Source organism: Nocardia wallacei (assembly GCF_029868745.1).
Taxonomy (GTDB): domain Bacteria; phylum Actinomycetota; class Actinomycetes; order Mycobacteriales; family Mycobacteriaceae; genus Nocardia; species Nocardia wallacei_B.
Genome location: NZ_JARWOP010000186.1, coordinates 20,926 through 27,494, shown reverse-complemented (window position 1 = coordinate 27,494; position 6,569 = coordinate 20,926). Strand labels below are relative to the sequence as shown.

The 6,569-nt window shown below is 71.3% G+C and carries 6 protein-coding genes and 1 pseudogene; 4 read left to right on the top strand and 3 right to left on the bottom strand.

Annotation, left to right across the window (positions count from 1 at the left end; all coding sequences use genetic code 11):
- Positions 1-126, top strand: a pseudogene (locus QH470_RS15490) (AMP-binding protein); the annotation flags it as partial.
- On the opposite strand, the gene QH470_RS15485 reads toward QH470_RS15490, so the two are convergent.
- The gene (locus QH470_RS15485) at positions 65-1,249 is read right to left on the bottom strand and encodes an NB-ARC domain-containing protein (RefSeq protein WP_280273057.1); all 1,185 of its coding nucleotides are present in this window, start codon (positions 1,247-1,249) and stop codon (positions 65-67) included. The pseudogene QH470_RS15490 and the gene QH470_RS15485 sit on opposite strands and share 62 nt — an antisense overlap.
- A 399-nt stretch (positions 1,250-1,648) precedes the next feature.
- Between QH470_RS15485 and QH470_RS15480 the strand changes: the two genes are divergently transcribed.
- Both QH470_RS15480 and QH470_RS15475 read left to right on the top strand, forming a co-directional pair.
- Positions 1,649-2,740, top strand: a complete 1,092-nt coding sequence (locus tag QH470_RS15480) for a TauD/TfdA family dioxygenase (protein WP_280273056.1) — start codon at positions 1,649-1,651, stop codon at positions 2,738-2,740.
- Positions 2,741-2,791: 51 nt separating this feature from the next.
- Complete coding sequence (locus tag QH470_RS15475; protein ID WP_280273055.1) at positions 2,792-3,871, top strand: scyllo-inosamine-4-phosphate amidinotransferase; 1,080 nt, start codon at positions 2,792-2,794, stop codon at positions 3,869-3,871.
- 15 nt (positions 3,872-3,886) lie between these two features.
- Here QH470_RS15475 and QH470_RS15470 read toward each other — a convergent pair whose 3' ends face one another.
- Positions 3,887-5,293: a helix-turn-helix domain-containing protein gene (locus QH470_RS15470; protein ID WP_280273054.1), complete on the bottom strand. Its 1,407-nt coding sequence runs from the start codon at positions 5,291-5,293 to the stop codon at positions 3,887-3,889.
- Positions 5,294-5,607: 314 nt separating this feature from the next.
- Between QH470_RS15470 and QH470_RS15465 the strand changes: the two genes are divergently transcribed.
- Entirely contained in the window at positions 5,608-5,871 is a 264-nt protein-coding gene (locus QH470_RS15465; protein WP_280273053.1) for a hypothetical protein, read from the top strand.
- On the opposite strand, the gene QH470_RS15460 is transcribed toward QH470_RS15465, so the two are convergent.
- Positions 5,861-6,490, bottom strand: coding sequence for a DUF5753 domain-containing protein (locus QH470_RS15460; RefSeq protein ID WP_280273052.1), 630 nt, complete (start codon positions 6,488-6,490; stop codon positions 5,861-5,863). The genes QH470_RS15465 and QH470_RS15460 overlap by 11 nt on opposite strands.
- Positions 6,491-6,569: the final 79 nt, after the last annotated feature.

Here is a 6,569-nt window from a genome sequence, read left to right as displayed (position 1 = left end):
GACGACGACGTGGCGCTGGTGGTGACCACCTCCGGGACCACGGGCGTGCCGAAGGGCGCGATGCTCACCGCCGCCGCCCTGCTCGCGAGCGGCGAGGCCACCCACGAGCGGCTCGGCGGCCCCGGCCGCGCGCGGGCTCGTCGAGCAGGTGGTCTGTGTACAGCGACTCCAGCTCCCACCGCGCCGTCGCCACCTCGAGTCCGGCCAGTGCCGCGGCGGAGTGGGCGTCGAGATCGGCGCCGGGGTGCATGCCCAAACGGCGGAACAGCAGCATCTGCTGCGGCGGCAGATCCCGATAGGACAGATCGAACGCGGCCCGCACCACCCGCGCACCGGCATCGAGTTCACCCAGCCGATCGGTCGCGGCGCTGAACTGATCGGCGAGTTCGGCGATGGTCCAGGACGGATGATGGGCCAGCCGACCGGCCAGCAGCGTGATCGCCAGCGGCAGATACCCGCACAACCGCACGATGCGCGCGACCGCGGCCCGATCGGCGTCGTCGCCGGCGACGCGCCGGGCCAGCGTCGTGAAAAGCTGTGTGGCGGACGTCGGTTCGAGAATGTCCAACGGCAGCGGCATCGCGTTGTCCAGCGTGATCAACCGGCGCCGGCTGGTGACGAGGGTCAGGCATTCCGCCGCGGCCGGCAGCAGGGGCTCGATCTGCGCGACATCGCGGGCGTCGTCGAGCACGAGCAGCACCCGCTTGCCGGTCAGCCGGTCCCGCCACAGATCGCGCCGGCCCTCCAGCGTGTCGGGGATGTAGCGCATGTCGACACCCAGGCCGATCAGCATGCCCGCCAGCACATCCGACGGATCGGCGGCCGCTCGGCCGGGCGTGTGCGCGTGCAACTCGATGAAGTAGCGGCCGTCCGGGAAGTGTCCGGACAGCATGTGCGCGGCCCGGGTCGCCAAGGCCGTCTTGCCGATTCCCGGCATGCCGTCGATCGTGTACACCGGCGTCCGGTGCTCCGGGTCGGCCGCCGCCAGCAGGCGGCGCAGTTCGGCGTCGCGGCCGATGAGGGTGTGCACATCGCGGCGCAGCGCGGTCTTGACCGCCGGGCGCGGCGGCGTCGAGGTGTCCGCGGCCGGGTCCGGCGCCGCCGCCGGTTCCCGCAGCACCCGGTAGCGGGTCTCCAGCCAGGCCGGGAGATCGTCGCGCAGCACGCCGCAGCACCAGAGGTACACCTCGAGCCGGTTGTCGCTGCCCGCGCCGATCCGGCTGCCCTCGAGCCGCCGGCCCTTCTCCATGTCCTCGATAAGATTCTTGGTCAGATCGACCAGTCTCGGTGGGCCGCCGCTGTTCCGGTCGTTCGCTTGCCGCTCGAGGCGGCGAATGGACAGTCCGGTCGCTTCCCGGGCCCTGCGCAGCGCGCCGCCGAATTCCGCCGGGTTCGTCACGGTGGCGAGGTACTCGCGGGTCACCGCCCGGTTCGGAATGGTGGTCATCATAAACCTCCCCGCCTGTCAGTGACCCGGTCGCCGTGCGTCGACAATTGTCCGGCACCGTCGGCCCGGTGTCCGCCGGACAGGCGCGAAAGCCGCTGACGCGCAGACGGTTTGTCCGGTGGGATGTCGGACGCCGGGCCGTCCGGGGTGAGCTGTCCGCAGCGACTCGAAGGTCGCGGGCGAACACGGAAGGCAGCCACCATGACCGAATATCGCGGCTACCGCGCACCCCATCGGAAATCCCTTGCCACAGCGCGCTATTGCGAACGCACCGAACTCCTCGGTCCGGCCCGGCAGACCGCGGGCGCGGAGCGGGCGATGCCCGTGTTCGGCCGGCTGACGCCCGGCGAGATCGTCACGCCCACGGCGCGGGAAACCGCGATCGTCTGGGAACGCGCCGCGCGGGCGGCCGCCGAGCTGTCCGCCGGGCAGGATCCCGTCGAGGCCGCCGCCGGGCTGATCACCGGCCTGCCGCCACGCATGATCGTTGCCCTGCACCATTTCCGGGTCGCGGGCAGCGTGCACAACGCGTTGCTGCTGCGGGGTGTGTGCGGGGAGCTGACCGGCCTGCCCGCTACTCCGGCCACGGTGACACCGGAGCTGTCGGCGCCCGCGGTCGAGGCCGCGGCCTTGCTTCTGCTGTCGGTGTCGCTGCTGCTGGGCGAGCCGTTCACCTTCCGGTCGCTGCACGACGGCCGGCTGGTGCAGCACGTCACCCCGGTGCCCGGACAGGAGCGGGCGCAAACCGGCGCCGGGAGCGCGGCGACCCTGCAGTGGCACGTCGAGGACGGGTTCACCGCTGACCGCTGCGACTACTTCGCCCTGCTGTGCCTGCGGGGTCACCCCGGCGCGGTCACCTATCTGGCGCCGGTGCGCGACCTGGACCTGGCCGCGGAAGTCGTTGCGGTGCTGCGCGAGCCGCGGTTCGTGATCGCGCCCGACCCGGCGCACCACCTCGCCGATGCCTCCGCCGCGCCCGCCGTGCCCGTGCTGAGCGGCCCCGCCGCCGATCCGGAGATCTGCTTCGGCGAAGCGGACGTCCGGCCGGCCGATCCCGGCGACCGGCGGGCGGCCGCCGCGCTCACGGCGCTGACCGCCGCGCTCGATCGCGCCGCCATCGGCCACGAACTGCGCCCCGGCGACCTGCTGATCGCCGACAACCGGCGAACCGTACACGGCCGCAGCGTGTTCCGGCCGCGCTACGACGGCGCCGACCGCTGGCTGCTGCGCGCGATGACCTGCTCCTCGATCCGCGCGCACCGCCGCCGCGGGGCCCGCCGGGCCCTCGGCTGACCCCATCGCCGGACCCCCGACCCGACCTACCTCGCTCGAAAGGATGCCGCCATGTCGCATTCCCTGACGCGCCCGCCCGCCTCGCCCCGCCTCGCGCTCGGACCGGCAGGTTCGGCCGACGAATTCAGTCCGCTGCTCGACGTGGTGGTCGGCACCGCGGACGGGGCACGGATTCCGCCGCTGGATCGGTCGGCGTGGCTGACCCTCTACCCCGATCTCGACGCCGCCGCCCTGGCCGGTGTCGCGGTCGGCGCGTTCCCGCCGCGCGTGCTGGCCGAGGCCGCCGAGGACCTCGACGGGCTCGCGAACCTGCTGGAAGGGCTCGGTGTGCGGGTGCACCGCCCGGCGCCGGTCGCCCACGACCGGGAGTTCGGCACACCCGACTGGCGTACCACCGGGTTCTATTCCTACTGCCCGCGCGACATCGCGCTGATCGTGGGATCGGCGATCATCGCGGCACCGAGTCCGATGCGGTCGCGGCTGTTCGAACTCGCGGGACTGCGGGAACTGTTCCAGCAGTGCATGCTCGCCGGTTCGCCGTGGATCGCCGCGCCGCCGCCGCAACTGCGGGAGGAACTGTTTCCCGACGACGGTCGTGGGCGGGTCACGCTGGGGGAGAGCGAGCCCGTCTTCGACGCCGCGAACGTCCTGCGCTGCGGGCGCGACCTGTTCTATCTGGTCTCCTCCAGCGGCAACGAACTCGGGCACCGCTGGCTGCAGACCACGCTGTCGGCCCTGGGCGACTATCGGGTGCACCCGATCCGCGGCGTCTACGCCTACACCCACATCGACTCCACGATCAGCCTGCTCCGCGAGGGGCTGGTGCTGTTGAATCCCGACCGCATCCGCGATCCGGGGCAACTGCCCGAACCGCTGCGCTCGTGGGAGCACCTGTGGTGCCCGCCCATGGCCGACCCGCCCTGCTCGTCTCGGCATCCGTTGTCCTCGCGGTGGATCGGGATGAACCTGTTGATGGTCCGGCCCGACCTCGCCGTCGTCGACGCCGCCCAGCACGGGCTCATCGCCGCCCTGGCGCGGCGCGGCATCGACAGCGTCCCGTACACGCTGCGGCACGCGCGCACGATGGGCGGCGGATTGCACTGTGTCACACTCGATCTGCGGCGCGGCTAGGGCCGACCGGGTCCTTCATACCGCGGGACTCGTTCCGGGGGCGGAGGTTTCGAGAAGTTCCCGGAGCTCCGCCGTCCGGCGCGGCGCGATACGGCCGACGTCGAGGGCATGCAGGATCTCGGTCACGCGTTCGGGAATCTGCCCGGCGCGCAACTCGTTCGGCAACTGCTGCCAGGTGGTGGCGATCGTGTGATAGCCCCATTCCAGATCGCCGCCGTCGAGTTGGGCCGCGGCCTCGTCGAGCCGCAGCAGCGCCGTCCCGACCTGGTCGTGCCGGGCCAGCGGCAGTTCCAGCACCCGGGCGCGCAGCGGCGCGGCCTCGGCGTGTGCACCGGCCAGCGCCAGGGCGTTGGCCTGATGCCAGCGCAGCAGGTACTCGCTGAGGTGGAACCCGTCGGCCACGGACTGTTCCGGGGGTAGTTCGGCGAACATCCGGTCGGCCGTCCGCACAGCGGCCAAAGTCTCACGGCGGCAACCGGAACGGGCGCGCACCCCCGCCTCGGTGAGATAGCCGAGCACCGCGGCCGCGTCGGCGTGGTGGGCTCCGGCGGCCTGCGCGGCGTGCGCGGCGGCCAGTCCGGGCTTGAATTGGTGGTGGCAGGCGCAGGCGTCGCTGGTCCGCGCGGCCACCCAGGCCTGCACGCCGGCATCCTCGGCCTGCCGGGCCGCGCGGCGCGCGATGCCGAACCATTCGAACGTGTCGCCCGCGCCCGCGACATCGTTGAGCCGCATGGCGATGAACCCGGCGTTCTTGGCGTACACCCGGTGCAGTCGGCGCCGGAGATCCGCCGTCGTGCCGGTCAGCAGGCAGGCCTGGGCGCGCGCCAAATCGACCATGCGGGCGGGAATGTATTCCGCGGGCGGGCTGTAGAGCGCGTATCCGCTCTGTTCGGTGAGATCCTCCAGCAGCCCGACATACGCCGCCGTCGCGCGCCGCCCGCCGGGCGGATCGAAATCCTCGCCGAACAATCCGGGGCCGGGCGGTGCGGGCATGAACATCGCCCCGGCCGCGGCCAGACTCACGAAATGGCGTCGATCCATGGTGTCCGGTATTCCGTTCCGCGGATCCGAATCCGCCTCCGAATAGTCGTGCCCGAAACCCAGCCGGTCCGGTCGGCTGCGATACAGCCGGCACAGGGCGTCCAGATAGCGCGGTGACGGCACGTCTCGTCCCTGCTCCCACTGCGACAGACGTTGATGGCTCGGGCCGGCGCTGGGCGTACCGCCCGCCGCCAGCACCTCCTCGAGCGCCTCGACCGCCTCCACCAGGGTGTATCCCCGGGCGATTCGGTGGCCCCGCAGCAGCGACATCCCACAGTGCCGGTGTACGGCCGCGGCGGCGTCCTGATCCGATCCGCCGGCGGACTTGACCTCACGCGCCACCCGGCGCGCGCACCTGGTGGCGTGCGGGACGTTGGTCATGCGAACCACTTGTTCTCCCGGGGAGAAAACCCCTCGATCACACTGGGAAGCCAGTTTATCCGCGAGTTCGGCGGGCTGTCGACGCCGCGATCGATTCTGCACGCACCGCGTGCACAAGGGGTTCGAATACGGGGAATCGAGCTGCCGGTCCCGCTGTTCCCGGACATTTCGCCGCATTCTTACGACGTTCGTATCCCGGTGCGCCGCACCGGATCCGGGCCCGAGCGGAATCGATGGGAATGAGCGGCGAGTCCTCGAAATCAATTCCCCGAAGTGTGGCTCGAACCCGGAATCCTCAGAACATGGGAGTCGGAATGAATACAGGGCGGAATATCGTCGTGCCGGTGCTGGTGCCGGTCGGCCGGGACACGGTGCCGCGCGCGATCGTGGCGTTCGCGTTCATGATGGCGCTGGCCGTGCTGGCGATGCTGACCGTGCTCCTGTTGTTTCCGGGGGAGCGGCACGACACCTCCACCACCACGGGGGTGAGTACGACGCGGCTGCTCGATCCGGCGCCCTCGTGCTATCCGTTCGCCGATTGCGCTGCGCCGACGGCGGTTCCGGCCGTCAGAGAGTAGCCCCCGCGGCCGCCGCCGCGACGATGTCGCTGGTCCGTTCGGGACCGAGCGCGTTGATACACAGGCGATTCCAGATCTCGTGGTAAGCGTCGATGTCGCGGCGGCCCTCGAGGAACGCGGCGCCCGTGGCGTGGGGGACGTGCACGATGTCGCCGCGATGGGTGGCGGCGAAACGAAAGACGGTGAACGGGATCGTGCTGATGATCGGCCCGGCGGCGTGGTCGGGCATGATCTGCACGCTGAAGCCGGGCCGGGCGGCGACGCGGGCCAGATGGTCGAGCTGCTCTCGCCAGGCCTGGTGGCTGCCGAGCTGGCGGCGCAGCGCGGCCTGTTCGAGCACAATCCACAGGCGCGGCGGATTCGGCCGCGCCAGAATCTGTTTGCGCTGTTCCAGCTCGGCGAGGCGAGGGTGTGGACCGCCGGAGTGATCCGGGTCGGCCATCGCGAGGAACTCCTTCGTGTACTCCGTTGTCTGCAGCAGGCCGGGAATCATGCCGGGTGCGTAGCAGCGGATGAGCGAGGCGGAGCGCTCGAGGTCGAGATAGGTGTCGAGCCAGCGCGATGCGAGATCGTCCTCCGGCTCGCCTTCGTTCTGCGCGAAGGCGAAGGCACTGCTCATCGATCACCGACCCTTTCGCATCGGTCAGGTAGCCACGTCGCCGAGCCTGCCACAGCCGTACCGCCGATCACCCGATCTC